Here is a 20231-nt window from a genome sequence, read left to right as displayed (position 1 = left end):
CGTTTTCCGCGTGCCGCTGGCTTTCGCGTCGCTTGATCAGATGTTCACGACAGTTCCATCCTTGCGGGTGAGCATGGCTCGAGCCGCGGGTGCCAGCGCGAGAAGGGCTGGGGCACGATCTTCGCCAGCCACAAAGATTGCGGTTGCCAGTGCATCGGCGTCCATCGCGCGCGGCGCTATCACCACGACCTCGGCCAAACTGTTAGCGCTGAGCCCTGTAGCCGGATCGAAAATGTGGTGGTTTTTTCCGGCGGGATCAAACACCGTGCCATAGCCACCTGAAGTCGCAGATGACTGGTCGACGAGGTCAATGCTTCGCCCAGTGCCTCCTTGCGAATCTTTCAAACCCACCCGCCACGGACGACCGTCAGGGTGGGGACCCAACACACGCGTTTCGCCCAGTTCCACCACGACATGATCGAAACCCTCGTTGCGCAGGAGGTCTGCGACCACGTCGGTCACGTAGCCCTGCGCTATGCCGTTGAGGGTGACCCCCATTCGGGGCGAGGCCAAGCGCACTTTGCGGCCGGTGAGATCGATCTTGCGATAGTCGACGACGCGGCGTGCCGCCGCCAAGGGCCCGGGCGGCGGACCCTCTGGATCGGCGGTGTGCCTGAAGTGATTTTCGTATAGGGTCCAGAGCGGCTGCACGCTGGGATCGAAGGCGCCGCCACTGACATCTGCAAGGGCACGGGCCCGTTCCAATACGTTGGTCATGTCCCGTGAGGCATCGGCGAGCGCGCCATCGCGGTTGAGGCGCGAGATTTCGCTGTCGGGCCGGTAAAGGCTGAACACGGCTTCAAGCCTAAGCACTTCGGATACCATACGCGCCAATGTGCGCTTTGCGTGGCCCGCATTGGAATGCCAAAGCTGCATCGAGGCCTCGGCTCCGAGAGCCTCGCCATACCAGTAGTGAAACACGGGCTGCGGACCCCACATGCGCAATGCCGCGACGCCCAGGGGTATGGCGGCCGACCCAGCCAGAATAGTGAGCACTTGGCGCCGGGAGGGACGCTGACGGTGCACGGGAGGGGGAAAATCAGGCGTGGTCATTGCTGTTCCTCTAAGCGTCTGCCGGCGCCGTCGCGCCGTTGGGACTGAGAACCAGGGGCTTTTGAACGCTGGTCCCTGCGGCCCGTTCGCGCTGCTTTCTGGTCTTGGCCAACGGCGGGCAACGATGATCGTCATGGTACTCGACCTGGCAGTCCAGGCACTGGAAGCACTCGGCCATGACGATCTTGCCGCTGCGCTCAATTGCCTTGACCGGGCACGAGAGTTCGCACAGGTGGCAGCCGCCAACGCCGCATTCGGGTCGGCGCTTGAGAAATTCGAACACGTGCAACCGATCCCCCAGCGCCAGCACCCCGCCAAGGGGGCACAGGAAGCGGCAGAAGAACCGCTCGGTGAAAAGGCCTATCACCAGCAAGACGACCGCGTAGGTGACATAGGGCCATGGTCGCGTGAAAGCCGAGATGATCGCAGTCTTGAAGGGTTCGACCTCTTCGACAGCAGCCAATGCTTCGGGCGCCACGAAGGCCGCGCCGATGATGACGGCGGCCAAGCCGTACTTGGGCAGCCACATCCAGCGTTGTTGCTGTTGGGATGGATTCCACACAGGCAGGCGCACGAACCGCGCGATCTTCGAGGTCAGTTCCTGCAAGGCTCCGAACGGACACAACCATCCGCAGAACACACCCCGCCCGATCAGGAACAGGGAGAGCAGAACATAGAGCGAAATTACGACGATCAGCGGCTCGGCAAGGTAGAAACCGAGGTCGGCGCCATCAAACGGCCCCCTCACGTAGTTGACGATATGAACGATCGAAAGTTGCCCACCGGCGATCCAGCCCAGCCACACCAGAGTGAAGGTGAGGAACGCAGGCCTTAGCCAGCGATGGAGCTGGCGGTTGCGGGCGAGCTGCTGCTGGAAAACGAAGATCAGGGTGAGAACCGTGAGGGCAGCCGCAAGGATGCCGAGTTCAAGACCGGATTCCAGCCAGGCTTCCGCCCAGGGGGGCAAGGGCTCCACATAGGGCATGAGCACGGCTTGCTCGGGAAGCTGGTAAGACACCGGAAATTGCACCGTATGCTCGACGCCTGCCGCATCAACCGCCTGCACGAAATAGCGAATCTCGAAAGGCGCCAGCGGATCGAAGCCGGAACTCAATGCAATGGTGAACAGACCCGAGTTGCGGAGCATAGGGCCGCCCGCACGTTGCACGGTCTGGCCGACACGCTGGAAATCCTTCTCGAAGAAGTCGATGGCAAGATCGCCCTGCACCAGTTGGAGACGATCGAACTTGTGATCGCTTTCGGCGGAGCGGTACTGGGTCCCGAGGAAGTCGTAATATCCTCCCGACATCACGGCTAGCATGACAACATCGTCCGGTGCAGGCTCGACGAACTCGCCGAAGTCGCTGGCGCGAATGACATTGCGGCCGATGAGTGCCGGGGTCACCAGCGCGACGACGAGCTCTGTATAGCGATCGCTATCCGAGCGCGCCCGCTCGAAGGGGATGTCTAGGTCGGTAGGTGTAACGCCCGCCTTCGAGAATGCCTCCCGGATGTCGCCGAAAGAGATCAGCTCATCGGAAACCGCCCCCATTTCGAGGAGCTGGTCCCAATCGAGAAACCCGTAATCGAGTCGATTGAGCGTGGGCTCGGTGATCAGCGGGCGCGGATCGTTGATGCGCATGATGACCCGACCGGCATCCATGATGCCAGCGCGCATGTTGCGGGCCGAAACCGTCGTGCCCTGCACGAAGTCCGGCGGCAGCGGGGCTGGCGTGGCCTCGTCGACAGGATATTCGATATGAGCGTCCAAGAAGTCGCCAAGCCGCTGGACCCGGTCGGGGAAGCCCCTGAGATAGGGATCGTGGTGTCTGATGACCCTGGCACCGGTTAGTTGGCCGGCCATGTCCATACCGATGATGGCATCGAATGGCCTCGATGAGTAGCCGCGCGCGCGCACCACGTCGAGGGTTGAGAAAAGATAACCAATCTGCTCTTGCCCGCGAAAGACGCGGGTATACGACGGCGTACCTTCGGAGGGTTCGAACCGGTCGGCATCCGAAAAGAATTCTTGGACAAGGGCAGGACTGGCACGCCCTTCGAGCAGCCGGGCATCTTGCGCCCAAGCCGTGCTCGATGCGAGCACGATCACCAGAATTGCAACCCAGGCCAGCAAGAAAGCTGAGCAATACCTTACTTTCCGAAAGATCATATCTGCCGCCTTGCGCCCATAGAAAACGCCGCGCTTCAGCTCTTGTTGCTAGTTGAGGGCGGCTCTAGGGACGAGTCGGTGTCCCATGGCATCGTGGTGATACACAACTGGTTCGGTCCGACCCGAACAGCTTCTCTGTCCGCCCGGCTCACCCTTCATGGCTAGCAGGCAAAGTCAGGATGACCAAGAAAAAAGTCAGGATGGCCGAGGAAAGAGAGTGTTTGGTTAGCTCGACTTGGGTGCGGTCGTAGGTTGGCTGGTGGGTTGTATTTTGCGCAATCCACTTTAACAATTACATTGCGGGGGTTTGACGAGCCGAACGTCCCTGTCGCGAAGCTTGGAGTGGCCGGGCTTCATACCTCCCGGAGGGAATTTGCCCACTGCGACCGCGATTATTCTTGGGGTGATGATGGTCAAGGCCGATGCGCGCCGATCTTCGGCGTTCCAGAGATTCACTGATTTCGTGCGAAAGGGTGCGGTGTTTGGCAGCGCCCTGGCGGCTTTGAGCATGACGCTCTGCCCGACTGTCGCCCAGGCCCAGGCCCAGACCGAGCCGCTCAGCCAGATTCATATCGGCGTCATTCTTCCCTCCACGAGCGAGGGCACAGAGCTCGACCATGCGGTGGCGCAAGCAGCACAACAGGGCGTGGTGCTTGCCACCGAAGAGTTCACGCAGAACGCTACGATGTTCGGCATCGATTTCGCGGTCGTCACGGCCGAGGCCGAAGGCCCCGATGTCATCGCGGCAGCAGAAGACCTGCTCGCGGGCGGCGACGTCTTTGCCATTGCAGGAGGTTTTGATGCCGAAGAAGGCCGTCTCCTCAGCCAATGGGCCAACGAGAATACCGTGCCCTTCGTCAACCTGTTTGCCTCCGATGACCGGCTGCGCAACGAGCTGTGTGCTGCGACCAGCTTCCACGTCGCGCCCAGCAGCGCCATGTATCTCGATGCCCTGACAGGCTGGTATGTGCGCGCCGGTCTGCGCAACTGGTTTGTGGTCCGGAGCGAGGATGAAGAGTCGGCCGCGCAATATGAGAGGCTCGGTCGGGCTCTCAGCGAACGGCATTTCGGCGCACGCGAGGTGGGACACGCCGTTTTGACTCCCGGGGTGGGCCTCCAGGACGACGCCCTGGACGCCATAGCAGGCTCGGGCGCGGATGTGGTGGTTTTGCTTTCCCCGGCGCAGGATCAGCTCGACGCCCTGGTGCGTTTGGAGAAGCGAAATCTCGACCTCTTGGTCACGGGCTTTCCCCATCCACAAACACAGACGCGCACATTTTTCGCCGCGTCGCGCGACGCGGCACCCGTACTCGGCGTGGGCATGCGGGCGCTCGCCTGGGAGCCTACGCTGGACGCCTATGGCGCGCGCGAACTCAATGCCCGCTACATGGACCGGTGGGACCAGCCGATGGAGAGTGCGGCCTGGGCCGGCTACCAGGGGATCAAGGTTCTCTTCGAGTCTGCAATGTTCAGCAGCAGCACGGAAGTGGAGCCGGTGTTGAGCTACCTGGCGGCGCCTGGTTCAGTTTTCGACGTCTGGAAGGGGATTGGAACTTCGTTCCGGCCTTGGGATCACCAGTTGCGACAACCACTTTATCTCAGCAAGATCGATCCCGCTGCGACCGAGACGCGGTTGCTCGGGCAATTGGTGGGAGAACTCCCCGCCATCTATATGCCCGGAACCGAACCGGTGGAGCGGCTTGACCAAATCGGCGATCTGCCCGGTCAGAGCCAATGTCGGCTTTGACCCCCATACTTTCACCCAGGAGGGAACGAATGACGCATTCTACGAGGCGAAAGCGCATTGGCGCATCGGTGGGAGTGGCAATCGGAGCGTTGTTGGCGGCACTGCCGGCAACGGCACAGGAGGACAGCTATCGGGTCTATGTCGCCAACGAGTTCGGCGCCGACATCACCGTGATTGACACTGCAACCGATGAGGTGGTGCAAACCATCACCATTTCCGACCGTCCCGGCGAAGTTCGGCCGCGCGGCATGGCGGTGTCGCCAAATGGAGAAACCATCTATCTGTCCGTCAGTGACTTCTACCCCGAACGCGAAGCGCCAGAAGACAAGATCCTAGCGGTCAACGTCGAGACCAACGAAGCTGCCGGCGAGTTCCGGGCGGGCGGCAATCCCGAACGCATCGCCGTGTCGCCTGATGGCACGCAGATTTGGGCATCGCTCGAAGCGTTGGCACAGGGCGCTGGATATGACGTGGCCACGGGCGAGAGGTTCGCCGTTCACCGGGTCGGCGTCGAAGCGGAAGGCGTTGCCGTCAGTCCCGACAACAAATGGGTCTATGTCACGGCAGAGGCTACCCACACCGTCACCATCATTGATATCGCAGCCAACAAGGTGGTGAAGCACCTGCTGGTGGGCAACCGCCCCCGCGTTGTGGAATTCTCGACCGACGGCAAGCGTGCCTATGTGTCCGCAGAGATTGGCGGCGTCATCTCGGTGATCGATACCGAACAGCAGGTGGTGACGGACACCATCAATCTGGGACTCGATTCACGGCCGGTAGAGGTGGCGGTGGCACCGGATGGCAAGCGCCTTTATGTGGCTGGCGGCGGCACCAGCGCCGTTTATGTGATCGACACGGAAAGCAACGAAGTGATCGAGACAATCACCGAGCGAATGGGGCGGCGCCCCTGGGGCATCGCCATCACCCCGGATGGCCAGCGAGTCTACACTGCCAACGGCCTGTCCGATAGTGTCTCGGTGATCGATACATCGACGCTGCAGGTCATCAACAATATCCCGGCGGGCCGCGGTGCCCATTCGGTGGAAATCGGGGTGGTACCGGCCAATGACTAGGCGCGCCTTGCTCTTTCCCGTGCTTGCTATGGGATCCATGCTGGTGCCGGCCACCAGCTTCGCACAATACGCCAGCAGCCCGTTCTATGATCATACCGTTGCCCTGAGCCAGGCCTATGGCATCGAGGCGGTGGTTTTGCGGCTTGATCTGGCGACGGAGTTTTCGGCACCCTATGACGACGAACTCGCCGAAACCATCGAGGGAGTGACCGGCCCTGACTATGCCCGGTTCAAGGGGACGCTTGAACAGCAGGATCCGACCCTTGCCGCCGATCTCGCCGCGGCGCTCGACGAAGTGGTGGAAACTGTCGAGGCGGGCAATGATGTCACCGAGGCGGTGGCTACAGCACGAGAATTGCTGGCCAAGGCATATGCGGCGATAATCCCTGCAGAGGTGCGCGACACGGATGCCTTTATGGGCGGTGTGATGATCAACCTCCTCCTGGCCGAGGGCGGCGTTGCCGAAGGCTACGAGGAGGCTGTGGAAAACGCCGAACCCTGGGAATATCCCATAGGCTGGGCAGCGCTGCAGCGCGTCAAGGCCCTGTGGGCCGATGTGGCCGCAGCTGCCACGCCGCAGCAACTCGAGGACGGCGAGGAGATGCTTGCCCAACTTGATACGCTCTATCCGCAGGCGGAGCCGCCGGAGTCGGTGGTGGCGGTGGTGGGCCTCAACCCGGAAGAAGCTGAAAGCCCCTCGCAGCGGCTCGGGGGCATCCTTGAAACAGTGGTCAATGCAGACCTTTACCCGGGACGGAAGTTGCCCCGCCTGGCGGCCCACTTGGCCACGGTAACAAAGGAGGCGTGCGCCGCCTATGCCGAGCAGCCCGAGATTGCCGCGGAAACGATCTACGCTGTGCACGATCTTTACGACGCCCACCTTGCCGACGTCGCCGGCCTCTTCGCCCCTGAGGCCGAAGAACAGGCCGGAACATCGTTTGCCGCTCTGATCAGTGCTGACGACGATGACGACGAAAGAGATGCAGAGGCGGCCGGCATCCCCGAGGAGGAGGAAGAAAAAGGAGAAGAACAGCGTAGCGCCGCGGAGAGTTGTGCGCAAATCACGGAAACCTTGATAGAGTTGAGAACCGCCTTGGGCGGCTAACGGGAGTATCGGAGTGGGCACAGCTGTCGCCGCCACGGGTGTAAGCTATCGCTATGGCGACCACGTTGCCGTGGACGATCTGAACCTGACAGTGGAGAAGGGCGAGTTTTTTGCCATTCTCGGTCCCAATGGCGCCGGTAAAACGACCTTCCTCAACATGCTGATGACGGTTACCCGCCCGCAGTCCGGGCGGGTAACTATCATGGGACATGACGTGGTTACCGATACGACCGAGGTCAGGCGCGCCTTGGGTGTGGTATTCCAGGATCCTGCACTCGATGACCGACTAACGGCGCGGGAAAATCTCGACATCCACGCGGTCCTTTACGCGCTACCGAGGAAAGAGCGGGGCAATGTGGTGGATCGGGCACTGAAGTGGGCCGAACTCGACCACGTGCAGTCTCGTGCCGTCCGCACGTTTTCCGGGGGTATGAAGCGCCGGCTCGAGCTTGCCCGGGCGCTGATGCACAAACCGTCCTTGCTGCTGCTTGACGAGCCGACGATCGGCCTTGATCCGCAAGGAAGACGCCACCTTTGGGAGCGTATCACGAGCCTGCGCGAGCAGGGCATGACGGTGGTGATGTCCACCCATAACCTGATCGAGGCCGAATCCTGTCACCGCGTGGCCATCATCGACAAGGGGCGACTTATCGCGACCGGCGCGCCTGCCGCACTGATCGCGGAGCTGGGGTCGTCCACCGCAAGCCTTGAGGATGTGTTCATCGCCCACACCGGTAAGCAACTGTTCGACGACAGCGCCACCGGGCGAGACGGGATGATGAGTTTTGCGCGGCAGGGAGGAGAATTTACCCGGTGAGGAAAAATTCAGCGAACTTCCTGCGTATCGACGTGGGCGTAATCGGTATCATGTGGAAGCGAGAGATGTTGCGGTACATGCGCGATCGCTCGCAGATCTTTGGGGCAATATCTCGAACCCTACTCTGGCTGGTAATCCTCGGTTACGGTCTGGGAGCCGCGTTGCGCGAGATCGAGGGCTACAGCTACGCCCAATATATCCTGCCGGGCGTGGTGACGCTCAATATCCTGTTCAGTTCCTTGCAATGCGCCATATCCTTGGTCTGGGACCGGGAGGTGGGACTGCTGCGCTCAGTCATCATTTCTCCAGCGTCCATGCTGTCAGTGACCCTGGGAAAGCTGTTTGGGGGCGCAACCATCGCCACGCTGCAGGGCGCCATTCCGCTGCTGCTGATCCCGTTCCTTGACCTTCGCACGACGCCCCTTGCGCTAGGTTCTGCGCTCGTCGTGATGTTTTTCATGGGGATCGCCCTCACGGCGTTCGGCATCATCATCGCGTCACGCATGAAGACATTCGAGGGCTTCGGAGCCATATCCAACGGCATCATCCAGCCGCTGTATTTCCTGTCCGGCTCTATTTTCCCGCTGCGCGGCGTCATCGGCGGCGTGGGCTTCCTCGACATCCCGACCCATCTACGCGACGAGTTGCGGCAACTGGGGATCTTCGCCATCGGTGGCGGGTGGGTGGTCCAGTTGCCGTTCTTCATCCAGGTGCTGGTCTACATCAACCCGGTCAGCTATCAGCTCGACCTGTTACGCTATGTGCTGCTCAACTTCGAGCAACTGCCGCTGGCGGCCGATCTGGCGGTAACCTTTGGCCTTGCTCCGGTTCTAGCAGTTCTGGCTGCCTGGTCTGTGGAGCGGATGTTGCGCAAACGGCAATAAAACGGGCCGGCGGGCTTCACGATCAATCCTCTTCGGGACCATCGCCAAGGCTGTCCAACCACGAAGCTGTATCGCTTCCGGGCTGTTCCACTGGCAGGCTGCCGGCGTAGCGGCCGATGGCGATGCGCGTGGGAAGCTCCCGTTCCCGCCAAACGACATCATTATCGACCTCCACCACCGCCAGTGGCTGCCGCAACTGATGATCCCAGGGCCGGAAAGACACGCCCGGACCCTTGGCCAGATCAAAGGTGGTCGCCGGATCCTCCAGATAGGCAATCATGGCGCTGGCTTCGGTGGAGCCGGTCGCCAGCACCGTGTCAACGATGATCTTGATGGCGTGGTAGGCCGCCCAGGCGGTCGGGTCGGCAGGCTCCGCGTAACGCGCGCGCACCTGAAGGTTGAAGTCCTCGGCGCCCGCCCGGGTATCCGTGGCCTCCCAAAGGGCCAAATGGTACTGCGGATTGAGCACAGGCAGCCGGTTGCGGGATGCGGCGAAGAAATCACGGGTCTGGGTTATGGTGTGGGGGAAGTTGAGAACGGGTGTGGTGATGCCCTGCTCTTCCATTTGAACCATCAGCGGAAACAGATCCAGATAGTCGACCAGCACGAAAATGACGTCTGCCTCAACCTCCGCCATCTCTTCCACTTGCGAATAATAGACCGGAATGGCCGGCGGCACACCCAAACTTTTGACGATCGTACAACCGGCTTTGCTTGCGGCGCGCTCTGCGCGTGCGGCCAGGGCCATGCCGTGATCGTCGGTCCCGGCGGAGACAATCCAACGTGTCAGGCCTTCTCGCGCTGCGAGTTGTCCCATGGCGTCCAGATACATGGCGTCGCTGGCTTCGATGTGGAAGAGGTATGGGCTCAGTGCCTCCCGGCGAAAGGCGTCCGAGGTTTCCCCGATGTTGAAGAACGGGATTTTAGCGCGCGCGGCGATGTCGGCAAGCACTTGGGCCTGGCCCTCGCCTACGCCTCCAACCAGGGCGTGAATATTGCCGGTCTCGACCAGGCGCTCCCCGGCTCTGATGGCGACATCCGCCGTGGGCGACGTCGTGAACAGGACATCGAGAGATGCCCCCTGCGATTCAACAGCTGTTCCAAGCTGAGTCTCGGCCAACAGGGCGCCTATCCGGCCAGCGGTGCCAATGTAATCGTTGACCGAAGCCCGCACGAAGGAGTCACCGGTCTTGGTTGGAAACACGGTGCCGATGCGGATGTCAGGGGCACGCGCGGCGGTTGCGCGCGTGCCTGTGAAAAGGCCGGCCGCGGCAACGCTCGTGCCGGCGGCGAGGAAACGGCGCCGGGTTATCATTGTCATTGTTGCGGCTCCTGGATCGAGATGGAAGGACGCGGTAAGGGCAGCGTCGGTACGTGATACTGGGCCAGCACGGCATAGATATCGTCCCAACGGCGCGCCAGCGCATCGTCCAGAAGGTCGCGCAACTCCGTATCGCCGGAGCGCACCGCGATGATGATCGAGTGGTACATGGGGGTGAAAGGAATATCGAATTCGGGGACTGGAGTCACCTTGAGCGGCGGATCTTTTAAGGCGGCGAAATAACCTCCGATCGGCCCCCATGGCACGGCCACGTCGATCTCGCCGCCCGCCACTGAATCGATAAGACTGGAGAATCGGGCAGCGGAATTGCTGCCGGAAGCCTCCGAGCTCGAGGTAATGCGGTTGAGCAGTCCGCGCCGCGATAATGCAAGATACGAACTGGTCCCTTCGGACGTAGTGCCCAGTCGAAGTTCGCCCAGTATTGGATCGTCGAACGTGGCGATGTCGTAACCCTCGCCTTCGCGATAAACAAATGCATACGGACTGCGATAATAGGCAATCGTGGGGGTGACACCTTCAGTGCCGTCAGGAACGCCGATCATCATGTCGCAATTGCCTTCGCGCAGCTGTTCGGGGATCATACTGGCTGTCAGGGTCCACCACTGGTAGGTGAGCTCGGCGCCCAGCTCGTCTGCCAGGATCGCTGCGATCTTGTTTTCGTAACCCTCTTCAGCGCTGTTGGTCAGGGGCATGTAATCGGGGTCGGCGCAGACCCGCATCTCCCAAGCGGCGGCGAATGGCGCCGTCGCCACCTGTGCCACGATTAGCGCGGCGACAAGGCAGAGCCTCCTGAGTGCCCGACCGGCCGGGCGGCAGGAATGAAACTGGTCTGGAAAGTTCATCTGTCTTTCGGCTCACTTTCGATGACGTGAGAGCGGTCCCACAAGAGTCGTCAGCCATTTTGGTATCGGCAAGACCCATTTCGGTTGGGCCTGACGAAATCGCCCGGCGGGTGTGAAGCGCGCCGGGCGAACAGAGCTTATTCAGTCAGACTCCAAGGGCCGGATGACCCTAGTCGGCCAGCTTGAAGACATAGAGCGTGCTGCCTTCGCGCTGATAGCGGTTAACGGAATCGGGCTCTGCGTCTGCAGCCACCGCCATCATGTTGGGGCGAGCAGAAGCAACGAACGCAATACGTTGCTTGCCATCTGGGCCGAGAAACGTCACCGGAGAAGCAGATGACTGCGTACCGGTACGGAATTCCCAGACCACTTCGCCGTTCTGGGCATTGATGGCGCGGAAGACACCCTTGTCATCACCACCAACAAATAGCAGGCCGCCCGCCGTGGCCATGATCGGATCCTGAGTTGGCTGGACGTAGTCGATGCTCCAGACCGTCTCGCCGGTGACCGGGTCGTTGGCCTGCAACTGGTTCTTGACGTCGGTCTCATTGCCTTCGCGATCACGCCAGAATTTCTCACCGGCCCATTCGAATAAGGTGTAGGATTCAGTTGCCGGGTAGGCATACTGACCTTCAACCACGCGCATGGAGCGGCAGCCAAATTGGACACTGGTGTAAAGCAGGCCGGTCTGGGGTGAATAGGCATCGTTCTCCCAGTTACGAGCTGCAATCGTCGGGCAGACAACCGCTTCTGTGCCCGAAGGACCGTCAACCGGTTCGTCGGGATATAGCTCGGCTTCTTCTTCGAGAAGAGCTATCTGCTCTTCGGTCAGCGCATTTGCATCGGTGTACTTAAGGCGATCCTCGGCGTCGGTGAACATCAGCACATCGCGATTGTACCTCGGGCTACCGGTCTCCGTGTCCACGCCCTCGAAGATGTTCTGGTATACGAACGGCCAGGGGTCGTTCAGGATTTCACCGGTCAGGCGATCCCATACGTAGAAGTATCCGTTGCGAGCGGCACGAATGATCGTCTTTCGGTCAGCGCCGTCGATGTTGATATCGGCGAGAACCGGAGCGCTCGGCTCGTCGAGGTCCCAAGCGTCTTGTGGGCTGAGATTGTAGGCCCAGATCAGCTCGCCTGTTGTCGCGTCACGTGCCAGCATCGAAGCGCAATAATTATTTCGGTAGGACTGGACGGTGCCCGTCTCATCGATATCTATTTCTCCCCAAGGACGACGGTAGTCCGGGTTCCACGGGGAGCAGTTGGACGTGGCGTAGTAAAATAACTTCGCATCGGGATCGTAGGTAAAATAGCCCCACACGGAACCGCCGCCATTCTTCCAGCTGTCCTCCATCCAGGAAGCTTCGGCCGGATCTTCAATCTTGTCAAAGTCATAGAACGGGCTGAACCGGTCGCCAATGCCAACTTCGGCGTTCGGTCCCATGCTATAGAAGCGCCAAGCCTTTTCGCCGGTGTCGATATCGTAGGCAGTGATGTAGCCGCGCACGCCATACTCGCCACCGGCCATGCCGGTGATGTAGAGGTTATCGACGATCAGACCGTTACCAACCATGCTTTCAGCGTTGTCGATGTCGGTATTCTGCACGTCCCATTCCAGTTCGCCCGTTTCTGCGTCGAGCGCATAGATATGGCCATCAAGGGACTGAAAGAAAATCTTTCCTTCGGCATAGTTGGCGCCGCGGGTCTGGGCGCCGCAGCAGGCGACGGGAACAATCGTATCGAGGTTGGAATCGTCGGCACGGAACTCCCACTTGATGGCACCCTGCTCGTTGATGTCGAGGGCGTATACGCGGTTCGGCTTGGGCGTCACCACATACATGGTGTCCCCGACGACCAAGGGGGGGGCCTGCGCCTCGTCTGACACGCCGAGCTGGAATGTCCATTCCACTTGCAGGTCATCGACGTTATCCAAGGTAACCTGATCGAGCAGACTGTAGTTCTGACCAGAATAGGTGATGTTAGGCATCACGTTATTTGCAGGATCAGCGGAAAGTGTAAGCACGTTTTCATTGGCGTTGGCCACACCGGCCCCCACCAAGGCAATTGCCGCCAAAGACACGCATGTCTTCAGCAGCCTTGGAATCCCTATTGTCATAATATCCTCCCTGCCACATAGGCTGCGGCAAACTCCCTACGCCGTGCCCCGCCGTTTGATTGCAGCTTTGTGAGGCAACTGAGACTATTCGCCAACGTAGCGTAAGTTTTGCAGATGGTTGTTGCAAATGCAAGTATTCCAGAAAGGCCGCCAGCGGCATCGGCAACTTGTTTGGGGTGTCGTGGCTGGTTAAATGTTTTCGATGAGCACTTCATCCATCATGCTCCGCCTGAAAGGTTACCTCTTCCCACACGAAATCGCCGCCTATCCATTGTGACGGACAAGTTGCTCCGCCATTTCAAGCCTATCCACGAGCTCGCACGAACGCGGATCATCGCGCACACAAGGGTTTGAACAAGCCTACACAAAGGCGCGAGAAAGTGATGGGCCGGTTCAAATCGCCTCATAGGCACAGAGGTTTCTCGCCTCTCACGATCAGGCAAACACGATCTTCCGCCCCCGACGTTATCGGATCTCCGCAATCTCTTACCGCCACGCTAGGGCCGAAGCTTTCGACCTCTGAAATATCTATGCAGCGGAAATGGCCGCTTGAGAACCCGGGGATTCGCCTCTCTCAATCACGCTACAACAGGTGGCAATGCCAGTCCCGCTACTTCGCGTCCCGTTAAGACTCTTCCTGCCTGCTCACACAATCTTATCTCGATTGCGCAAGGATAGCCGCTTACTCTCTTGCATCCAGTCCCGGCCCCGTGGCGACACCCATCTTTTCGAGTGCACGGGTGGTGAAGCTGAGGTCTGTGATGTCCTCATACGAAATCACGGGGACGTCCACGAAATCGGGGTTGGCGTAGATGAAATCCATCGTCTTTGTGAGTTCCGTCGGATTCATGCAGCCATTGATGCACCAGCGCGTTTCGTTGAGACCCGCAGTCCGCTCGAGATTGTCGCGCGTCAGGTCCGGTCGCGCAGCAGCAGCCATATCGACCCAGCCTTCCGGATCGGCCTGCAAGGCGCGCGAGGCTTCGATGATGGCATCGGTGAACCGCTGGATCGCCTCTTCCTTTTCATCGATTGTGCTTTCCAGCGCGACGATAAACTTTGAAAGCGCCGGGGAGCGTCTGGTAAACTCGTCGGGCGTCACCAGAACATGGATGCCCTCTATGGTCTCGATCGAAGCATAGGTGCCGAACGATACGGTCGTCGCGTCCACCTGACCGGCCGCCAGCGCCTGAACGCGCACATCAGGCGATCCGATTGCAACATAGGCGGGCTCCTCTGCGTTCATTCCGTAGGCCCGCAGCACAGCGGAGGTCAGCTCATGATCAAGACTGCCATAGTCGTTGATCGCAAAGCTGCGGCCCACGAGTTCCTCGACCGTCGTGATATCGGTCTGGGCGGCGATCAGAAATGAGATACCGTTTGAAACGGAGGCGAACCCGCGCACCTTCACGTCATTCTCGGCGCGCAGGCGGATGGCAGTATCAATGGTGATATAGGACAGGTCGACCGCACCGGAATAGAGCGCCGCAGCAGCTTGAGGCGTGCCGTCGACAGCCACGAAAGTGACATTCACCCCGTGCCGCTCGAAATAACCCAACTCGTCGGCGAGGCGGAAGACCGAGGCGGTCGTTGTGTTGAAATTGGCAATATCGGCGGCAGTCGCAATACTGAGATCCAGCACCTCCCGTTCTTGCGCATGAAGGCTGCCGGTCAGAGCAATGATGGCAGTGCCAGTGAGGATAGCAACGCGGATCGAGGACAGGGTGGACCTAAGCATAATAATCTCCTTGTGACCGTTCGGGGCACTGCATGTTGCGGGACGGGCGGCCTCAGGCCACAGGGTCAAAGACCGGAAATGGCATGAAATCCTCGCTCAGAACAGAAGCAACCTGGTCGTGGCCCATCCATCCACGGATCAGGGTCGAATAGATACGGCGAAAATCAGTCGTGAACTTGAGGTTGCCGTCATCGAGGTCAGTCAAGCTGGGCGGCGCGCCATAATGGCCCCCGACCACCGGCTTGCCGATGATGAAGACCGGCCCGGCCGTGCCGTGGTCGGTGCCATGACCGGTGTTTTCGATCACGCGGCGGCCAAACTCGCTGAACACCATCACCACGACATCGTCGCCGCGGCCCTGACGCTCCATGTCGGCGACGAAAGCGGTGATGTGGTCGGAGGTGTAGGACCACAGCCGCGCATGGGTATCCGCCTGGAAGACATGGGTATCGAAGGCGTTATTCCGAAAGGGCACATAATAAACCTGTGTGGGGAAATCCGCCGCAATCAGCGCCGCCACCCGTTCCAGACCGAAGGGGACCAAGCCATAGTCTACAGGCGTTCTGTATGAATGCCAGGCTTCGCGCACCAGCTGCTCGGAGCTGCTGGCGCTTGCCGCGATGTCCATCAGGTAATTGAGCGTGGGGTTTTCTCTGTTGTTGTCGCGGCGGTCGAGGGAGGCCATCACTTCGGCCTCGGCATGATGCATCTGACGGGTGAACTTGTCGGGGTCATCAAAAACCAGGGGCACATGATTCATGGCCCGAACGGCAAGCGATTGATGATCGTCGATGTTGACAAGAAGATTCTGGTTATGCCCCGTCGGGTCGATTGCATCGGCAAGACGGCCGAGCCAGCCGTAAGCCTCGCCACTGTTCGGCGCCCCGGTCTGCCAGAAGGCCATGGACGAGAAATGCGAGAACGAGGGCTGATCATAGCCGACGCCGTGCATGATGCCCATCTGTCCGTCTTTAAACAGGCGCTCAAACCCGCTCATCGTCTGCTGAAAGCCGAAGTGACCATCAAGGCCGATCAGGTTTTCCTTGCGGATTGCGAGGTGCGGCCGCGCCCGATAATAGGCGTCGTCGCCATGGGGGATCACCGTGTTGAGCCCGTCATTGCCGCCCGACAATTCAACGATCACCAGAATACGATTGCTGGTGTCCTTGCCGGTGACCTTGGACCAGACGGGCGAGGTGCTGATCCCCCCTGCCCCCTCGAGCACAATGCTGTCGTAACCGGCTCGGATCAGCCCCTCACGTTCGCTTTTGGTCAGCTTCGGTGTCTTGGCCATCTGACGCCTTTCTCTGCCAATTCAGGCAATCTGATATTGCGGTGCGCTCATGATCCCGTGCACCACGAGGCGAAGCGGTTGTTCCATATAGCTCTCTGCTTCAGCGAGGCTGTCGGTGCCGAGTTCGTCCTTCAACAGCCTGACCAGCGCGTCTCGCACAGGCGTGGCAAGGGGAATCCGTAAGAACCTGGCCGCCAGCACATCGACAGCGTCCGCCGCCGAAGCAGCACCTGCCGCATCCACCATCGCCGACAGGTTGAACTGCGCCGCGCCGCGCGGGGTCGGCTTGACGCGGCGCATCGCCTCCTGCCAGCCCACAAGGCTGCCATAGCGGGTGTTGTAGGTCTCGCGGATGCCCGCCGCCTTGCTGGGCGAGGCGCCCTCCTCCATCGTGGCGGCTGTGATCTCCATCCCGGCAGTGATGTTACGATTGGTGCGCTGCACGACAGTGCCAGGGTCCAGATTGGGATCGGCAAAGCTGATCATGTCCGCAAACAGCACGGACTGCGCGAAATTGGCCCGCTCGAACAGCAATCCCGGCGTGATCCAGGCCCGCCCCTCGCCCCAACCGGCCACCGTGGGAGGATACAGTAGCACCTGCCCCAGTGTCCTGCCAACGGCGTTCGGATCGGGCACACCGGGCAGTTCCGCAACCCCCAGCTTGCGGTAGGTCGAGACGATCAACTCAGTGGGCGACTTGATATGCGTCGCCACCGATGGCGCGCTGTGGAAATCCTCGGACAGAAACAGAACGCGCAGAAAAGGCGTGATCTGGTAGTCGTTGTCGCGTAGCAGCGCGCCAAGCCTATCTGCCAGATCTGGCGAAATCTCGGTTCGCACAAAGAAGCGATAGATCTTTGAGGCGATGTAGATTGCCGTCTGCTCCTGCTTCAGGATGATCCGCAGGATGTCTTCGCCGTCCAGATGACCCGTCTGCCCCAGAAACCGCTTTTCCCCACTGTCATGTTTGGTGGCGTCAAAAAAAAAGCTGAGATCGTCGTTGCCCCAGCCCGTAAATGCACGCGCAGCCTCGCGGATGTCATCCTCGGTGTAATTGCCCACCCCCATGGTGAACAGCTCCATGACCTCGCGACCGAAATTCTCGTTCGGCGCACCCTTCACATTCTGCGCCGCATCCAAAAAGATCAACATCGCCGGATCTTTTGAGACTGCCCCCAGCAGATCGCCAAAACGACCCAGAGCGCCCGCACGCATCATGTCGATCTGCTGCCGTATCTTGCGGTAATCACGAACCTTTTCGTCACTGGTGGCAAAGTGCCCATGCCAGAACAGCGTCATCTTCTCTTGCAAGGGGTGAGGGCTGCGCACCATCCGGTCGATCCACCAGAAGGCCAGGCGGCGTGTCTCCAGAATCGTGGCTCGCAACCAGTAGAAAAAACGATCCGTCACGGGTTGCAGCGGACGCAAGCCACCAGGCTTCACCTTCACGCCCATCGCCTCGCCGGTACGTTCGGCCAGTTCCGTCGCAGCTGGACGGCTGGGCGGAAAATTCTTTAGTGTCGGATCCCAGAGACCAGATTCCACGAATTCTGGAAGATTGCGAGTATCACCGCCTTGCAGCATCGCATCCACAGCTTCGCGCGGTGTCATTGCAGTAAACCGTGCAATCTCGTCGGGAGTACCCCCAAACCCAGCCCGCTCTAACAGGTGCGCAGCGCGTTCGGAAGTCCAGTCACTGTCGTCTATCGGGTCCAACGACTCGATCTGCGGCATCCCCATCAGACTGTCTCCTCCCCCCACTCGTCAAAGCGCAACCTCAGAGATATCAGTTACGCCATCTGCGGTCGTTCAATCCTTATGATTGGGGTCAACTATAAGTCTGTAAGGTTCGCTCCGCTGTCAAGGGCGCCCGCCAGCTCTTCGAGTGTAGCACCCTCGCCCGCCATGGCATAAATGCGATCCCACAGATGCCGCCTCAGTTCGGCAAAAGCGGGGAGCGCACGGTGATCGCCCGTCCAGCGCGGTTGAGGTAGATCCACATCGATAATCTCGTCGACCCGCCCCGGTCGCGGCTTGAGCAGGATGATACGCTGAGACAGAAGGATCGCCTCGTCAATATCATGGGTCACAAAGACAATTGCCATCCGACGCCGCGCCCACATCCGCAAAAGCTCGCCCCGCAGCGTTTCGCGCGTCATTGCATCGACTGCGGCAAAAGGTTCATCCATCAGGAGGACTTCAGGTTCAACCGCCAGTGCACGCGCAAGGCCAACACGCTGTTGCATCCCTCCCGAAAGCTCGTGCGGATGAGCGTCAGCGAAATCTCGAAGGCCTACTGCGCCCAAGAGCGCCATAGCCCGCTCTGACCGAGCCTGTCGCGACAGGCCGCGCAGGGCCAGTACAAATTCAATATTACCCGCGATGGTCCGCCACGGCAGCAAGCGGGGGGACTGAAACACCATGGCAATATCGGAACTGAACATCGGGGGGCAACCTCTGATCAGAACTTCGCCGGAATCCGGTGTTGTCAGCCCGTTGATCAGACGCAACAGCGTCGTCTTTCCACAACCACTTGGCCCCACAAGGCTCACAAACTCTCCCGGGCGGATGTCGAATGAGATGTCCTCAAGCGCCCCGACCCGCCCGTCCTTGAACGACTTGCTGAGCTGGCGAATGGTAATCAGCGCTTCCGTCATTCCGAACGGCCATCCGCCTGCGACGAAAATCGCCATCGGGCGAGCCTTCGCTCCGCGACGCGCAGCGCTCCGGTGATGAGAGTGCCAAGCACCATGAGCACAATCACCACCGCGAAATATCGATCCATCTGGAATCGGTTGCCCGCCGCAACCAGAAGGCCGCCCAGCCCCGATTGAGCCATCGTAAGCTCGGCGATCACGGTACCCACTATACTGATCGCCGCACCGATACGCAGCCCGCTCAAGATTGACGGCAGCGCGTCGGGCACCATCACTTGCCAGAACAGGACTCGCCGCCCCGCCCCGAAGGATTGCGCCATTTCAGTAAGTTCACGATTGGCATTGGCAATCCCGGCGGTGGTGTTGATGAGGATCGGAAAGACCGCCGCATTCCACACCAACACCACCTTTGCCTCGGTATAAAGTCCGAACCAGACGATGATGAGGGGAATGAACGCCGCCCCAGGTGTGGAATTCATCGCATTCACGAACGGGTCCAGGACCCGCCCCAGGAACGGGAACCCGCCAAGGATGATCCCCACCAAGATCCCGGTCGTCGAGGCCAGCAGAAAGCCCAGTCCCAGGACGGTCAGCGATTCACCCAGAGCATGGGGGATGGTTCCGTCTCCCCACATAACCATAGCCTGCTGCAAAACTGCAGCGGGGCGCGGCATGACGAGATTGCCTGCCGCCGCGTTCAAGACGTGCATCCCCACTACCAGCAGGATCGCGATGATAACCCAAGACGCCCAGACGACGCCACGTGCCTTGAGGCGCGCCCGATGTTTTGACCGTGCGCTCGCCTCGGCTGCATAGGACGATGCCGCCGCATCTGACTCTAACTTGGGTGTCACTCGGTCGAGCCCGCGTTCACCGATTTCCAATACTCTGCTCTCATAGCCACCGTGTCTGGCGCCCCCCGTTTCTTCGCATTATACCGCTTCTACTCCAAAACCCAAAAGTTGTCGTGGGTTCTGACGCGGAAGTTTTTCCACTCGTGCAGGATGATCTCACGCAAGAATACATACACGGCATCGGCAAACTGTTTCTGAAGCGTCGAACATCGCTCGCACCAGGGATTGAACAACCGATCGGAAGCATCGCATCGACACACAAGACGACGAGAAAAGACCATGGGTCACTTCAAATCTCCGCGCCAAGCACAGAGATTTCTGTCCGTTCAGGATCAGACCGCAACCTTGTTTCGTGCGAAACGTCATCGCCTCTCCGCAATATCCTATCGCTACTCCCGGGCTGGTGCGTTCAGCCTGTGGACCGACCATGCTGCTGAAGTGACCGCATGATTGTGACGCCGGAGTTGATAACATCGCGAAAGAATAAGCTGACAAAGCCCGCCGAAGTCGCCTCAATCAGACTTGGGCAACAAGAC

Annotated in this window: 15 protein-coding genes and 2 pseudogenes; 7 read left to right on the top strand and 10 right to left on the bottom strand. The window is 60.0% G+C overall.

Annotated elements, in window-relative coordinates; translation table 11 throughout:
- Positions 1–36: 36 nt before the first annotated feature.
- Positions 37–1053, bottom strand: a complete 1017-nt coding sequence (locus G8E03_RS03675; protein WP_166188784.1) for an FAD:protein FMN transferase — start codon at positions 1051–1053, stop codon at positions 37–39.
- Positions 1054–1063: 10 nt separating this feature from the next.
- Positions 1064–3187: a 4Fe-4S binding protein gene (locus G8E03_RS03670; RefSeq protein WP_205793231.1), complete on the bottom strand. Its 2124-nt coding sequence runs from the start codon at positions 3185–3187 to the stop codon at positions 1064–1066.
- 409 nt (positions 3188–3596) lie between these two features.
- Here G8E03_RS03670 and G8E03_RS03665 point away from each other — a divergent pair, with 409 nt between their 5' ends.
- The 5 genes from G8E03_RS03665 to G8E03_RS03645 are packed head-to-tail and all read left to right on the top strand — an operon-like array spanning position 3597 to position 8849.
- Entirely contained in the window at positions 3597–4970 is a 1374-nt protein-coding gene (locus G8E03_RS03665; protein WP_166188780.1) for an ABC transporter substrate-binding protein, read from the top strand.
- A 29-nt stretch (positions 4971–4999) separates the two neighbouring features.
- Positions 5000–6043 carry a beta-propeller fold lactonase family protein gene (locus G8E03_RS03660; RefSeq protein WP_166188777.1) on the top strand — a complete coding sequence of 348 codons (1044 nt, stop codon included), beginning with the start codon at positions 5000–5002 and terminating at the stop codon, positions 6041–6043.
- A 37-nt stretch (positions 6044–6080) separates the two neighbouring features.
- The gene (locus G8E03_RS03655; RefSeq protein WP_166188775.1) at positions 6081–7148 is read left to right on the top strand and encodes a hypothetical protein; all 1068 of its coding nucleotides are present in this window, start codon (positions 6081–6083) and stop codon (positions 7146–7148) included.
- Positions 7149–7161: 13 nt separating this feature from the next.
- The gene (locus tag G8E03_RS03650) at positions 7162–7965 is read left to right on the top strand and encodes an ABC transporter ATP-binding protein (RefSeq protein ID WP_166188773.1); all 804 of its coding nucleotides are present in this window, start codon (positions 7162–7164) and stop codon (positions 7963–7965) included.
- A 50-nt stretch (positions 7966–8015) separates the two neighbouring features.
- Positions 8016–8849: an ABC transporter permease gene (locus G8E03_RS03645; RefSeq protein WP_166193834.1), complete on the top strand. Its 834-nt coding sequence runs from the start codon at positions 8016–8018 to the stop codon at positions 8847–8849.
- 22 nt (positions 8850–8871) lie between these two features.
- On the opposite strand, the gene G8E03_RS03640 is transcribed toward G8E03_RS03645, so the two are convergent.
- From G8E03_RS03640 to G8E03_RS03630, 3 genes are all read right to left on the bottom strand, one after another.
- Complete coding sequence (locus tag G8E03_RS03640) at positions 8872–10170, bottom strand: ABC transporter substrate-binding protein (protein WP_166188771.1); 1299 nt, start codon at positions 10168–10170, stop codon at positions 8872–8874.
- On the bottom strand, positions 10167–11033 hold the full coding sequence (locus G8E03_RS03635) for a quinoprotein dehydrogenase-associated putative ABC transporter substrate-binding protein (protein ID WP_166188769.1): 867 nt from the start codon (positions 11031–11033) through the stop codon (positions 10167–10169). The genes G8E03_RS03640 and G8E03_RS03635 overlap by 4 nt, the downstream gene beginning before the upstream one ends.
- Positions 11034–11202: 169 nt before the next feature.
- On the bottom strand, positions 11203–13152 hold the full coding sequence (locus tag G8E03_RS03630; protein ID WP_166188767.1) for an outer membrane protein assembly factor BamB family protein: 1950 nt from the start codon (positions 13150–13152) through the stop codon (positions 11203–11205).
- A gap of 270 nt (positions 13153–13422) precedes the next feature.
- Between G8E03_RS03630 and G8E03_RS03625 the strand changes: the two are divergent.
- Positions 13423–13675: pseudogene (locus G8E03_RS03625) on the top strand (IS6 family transposase); the annotation flags it as partial.
- Positions 13676–13834: 159 nt separating this feature from the next.
- Here G8E03_RS03625 and G8E03_RS03620 read toward each other — a convergent pair.
- The 5 genes from G8E03_RS03620 to G8E03_RS03600 form a co-directional block, all read right to left on the bottom strand.
- Positions 13835–14959 (bottom strand): ABC transporter substrate-binding protein, encoded by a 1125-nt coding sequence (locus tag G8E03_RS03620; protein ID WP_240910415.1) that lies wholly within the window; start codon positions 14957–14959, stop codon positions 13835–13837.
- Positions 14943–16184, bottom strand: coding sequence for a DUF1501 domain-containing protein (locus tag G8E03_RS03615; protein ID WP_166188765.1), 1242 nt, complete (start codon positions 16182–16184; stop codon positions 14943–14945). Before G8E03_RS03615 ends, G8E03_RS03620 begins: the two co-directional genes overlap by 17 nt.
- Before the next feature lie 21 nt (positions 16185–16205).
- Complete coding sequence (locus tag G8E03_RS03610; protein WP_240910414.1) at positions 16206–17918, bottom strand: DUF1800 domain-containing protein; 1713 nt, start codon at positions 17916–17918, stop codon at positions 16206–16208.
- 98 nt (positions 17919–18016) lie between these two features.
- Positions 18017–18841 carry an ABC transporter ATP-binding protein gene (locus G8E03_RS03605; RefSeq protein WP_166193828.1) on the bottom strand — a complete coding sequence of 275 codons (825 nt, stop codon included), beginning with the start codon at positions 18839–18841 and terminating at the stop codon, positions 18017–18019.
- Positions 18838–19725, bottom strand: coding sequence for an ABC transporter permease (locus tag G8E03_RS03600; RefSeq protein ID WP_240910412.1), 888 nt, complete (start codon positions 19723–19725; stop codon positions 18838–18840). Before G8E03_RS03600 ends, G8E03_RS03605 begins: the two co-directional genes overlap by 4 nt.
- A gap of 168 nt (positions 19726–19893) precedes the next feature.
- Between G8E03_RS03600 and G8E03_RS03595 the strand changes: the two are divergent.
- Positions 19894–20145: pseudogene (locus G8E03_RS03595) on the top strand (IS6 family transposase); the annotation flags it as partial.
- Positions 20146–20231 lie beyond the last annotated feature (86 nt).

The sequence above is a fragment of the Pontivivens nitratireducens genome, assembly GCF_011290545.1.
Taxonomy (GTDB): Bacteria; Pseudomonadota; Alphaproteobacteria; order Rhodobacterales; family Rhodobacteraceae; genus Pontivivens; species Pontivivens nitratireducens.
Note: the sequence above shows the minus strand (reverse complement) of the source record. Positions and strands in the feature narration are given on the sequence as shown.